Below are 2351 nucleotides of genomic sequence, written 5' to 3' on the forward strand. Positions count from 1 at the left end.
ATTAAGCGGCTTCTTTCTCTTTAGAGCTAGTTTCAACTTGAACACTCTCTAAAACACTCGAAGACTGAAGTAGCTTCTTTCTTAAGGCCTCTCTAGAGATTCCCATCTCCTTAGCGGCCTTTGATTTATTTCCATTATTTCTCTTAATTTCAGCAAGAATCATTTCTCTTTCAATCAATGCAACTCTATCTTTAAGAGGTAATTTATAATCAGCAACGTGTGGTACGTTACCAAACATTCTTCTTTTGCTTGATGTATCTAGCAGTGGGGATGCATTATTTTCAAGTGCAACCTCTGTGATAATATGTGCTTTAGGATTGTATAGAACAGCTCGTTCAACACATTTTTTAACTTCTGCAACATTCCCTGGCCAATCATAGTCTTTCAACTTAGCAAGAGCTTTAGGAGAAAAGTTCTTAAGTAGTAACCCTTGTTTCTTGCACTCAACCTTTAGGAAAAAGTCTACGAGTAGATCAACATCATCAATCCTTCTTCTAAGAGGCTCAATATAAACATAAGCACTAGAGAGATATTCATAGAGTTCTCTATCAAACTCCCCTTTATCTACAAGTTCTGCAAGGTCCTTATTAGATGTTGCAATAATACGCGCATCAATGGACATAAAAGTTCCAGGAATTTTTCTTTCTTTAAAAACGTTCATTAATTTTCTCTGCTCTTTAATTGTTAAAGAGCAAATACTATGAAGTACAATAGTCCCACCCTTTACTTTCGCAAATGTGTTCTTATCTTCAGCGCCCCAGAGTTCTTCGTAGAGCTTATCTCTAATAGGTTCTTCACATCTTACAACTTCAAAACCTTTAAGTCCTCTACACCCTTCATGGTGGATGATAGTGGCAAAAAGAGATTTACCAACACCTTTTTCTCCATGAACAAGTAATGGGGAATCAAGATCTTTAGTCTTAATAATCGTACTTCTCAAAGAAGAAACATGTGATGTCTTTCCTATAAGGGCATGCTTTCTATCAAATGGAGTCGAGAATCTTCTAATTTGACTAGACTCTGACATTGGATTGTAATTATGAAATACTGAAGAAAAAACAAGAGCTAAAACTTTCATCGTTTTCTCATCTTCTACAGTAAATCTATCTTGGTTTCTTTTGTTTAAAATTTGAATAACACCAATAATCTTATCTTCTCTATTATGAATAGGATGACAAATTATTGATTTAGTTTCATATCCAAATTGACTATCAAATTGATCATTAAATCTACTTTTGTCATCTTGAATATCAATATTTAAAGCGACTCCTGTCGTAAAAACAGAACCTGCAATACCTAGCCTATAGTCAAACTTTAACTTACCTTTATCAACCCCCAGGGCTCCTATCGCCTCTAGCTCATTGGACTCAGGATTTATCAAAAAGATAGAAGCTCTTTGTGCATTTAAAATTCTTACTACTTCTTCAAGCATCGTATCTAAGAAACCTTCCTTATCACCAAAGAATGTGATGTCCTTAAATAATGAAAGCAGTAGCGAGAACATTTCAAACCCATCACTGGCCTTTGTGTATTTTTCCTTGAGGGCAGAATCAATAAGACAGTCCTTAAGTCTATCTGTTGAAAAGCTCATAACATAGTGTTGTAGAAATTTACTTAATTCCCTATCTGACTCAAGTTCTAAACCATAAATAATATCGTCATCTTCAATTGTTTCTGAAAATGCTCTAACAATCTTACCTGTTAAATCTAAATGATGTCTTTTGAACTGCATTGAGATAGTAAGTTCTTCACCAACACTGATACGCTGCTTAGTAGAGAACCCTAGACCCGTAACACTTATATCAATGAGTTTTGCATCATCTATATAAGAAGTCTTACCTAACAGACTTTCTTCCTCAACGAGAAAGCGTAAATCATCAGCATCCTCTACAGGAATTCTAAACGACTGATAGAATTTAAACTCTGAAAAGCTAGCAAGCATAATATCTCCTAATGGATCATTAATCCTTTTGGATTAAGTATTTAATCTTTAGCTATTTCGGAAATTTCGGGAAAATACTTAAGGAATATGCCTAAAAAATGAGGCAACTATAGTAATTACAGCTAATTAGTTAAATCAATCGGTCTTTTTTACATTGGCCAAGAGTTTTAAGTTACGGATTTAATTAAAAAATGTTAATTAGGAGAATAAAATTAAATATACTTAAGGAGTCAGCCTTGTTCTTTGAAGGATCTGAAAAGAAGGCCGAAGTTATAGTCGATCTTGGCGGAAAATCACTGCGTAGCATCGATCAAGAATTTTGGAGCCAGTTAGTAGCAAAATGCGAAGCGACTATTTTATCAAAAATATCTAATGATAAATGTGATGCATACCTATTGAGTGAATCAAG

General features: G+C 34.3%; 1 protein-coding gene and 1 pseudogene. One reads left to right on the forward strand and one right to left on the reverse strand.

All coding sequences use genetic code 11. The annotated features are described in order from the left end of the window. Position 1: 1 nt before the first annotated feature. Entirely contained in the window at positions 2 to 1942 is a 1941-nt protein-coding gene (locus ABX784_RS17010) for a sigma 54-interacting transcriptional regulator (protein ID WP_372656256.1), read from the reverse strand. A 236-nt stretch (positions 1943 to 2178) separates the two neighbouring features. Between ABX784_RS17010 and ABX784_RS17015 the strand changes: the two are divergent. Then, positions 2179 to 2351 (forward strand): annotated as a pseudogene (locus ABX784_RS17015) (adenosylmethionine decarboxylase); the annotation flags it as partial.

This window comes from Halobacteriovorax sp. (assembly GCF_041587335.1).
Taxonomy (GTDB): domain Bacteria; phylum Bdellovibrionota; class Bacteriovoracia; order Bacteriovoracales; family Bacteriovoracaceae; genus Halobacteriovorax.

Excerpts from the sequence above, each read along its gene's own strand:
- ABX784_RS17010 (WP_372656256.1), bottom strand. The coding sequence starts at position 1,942 with ATGCTTGCTAGCTTTTCAGAGTTTAAATTCTATCAGTCGTTTAGAATT.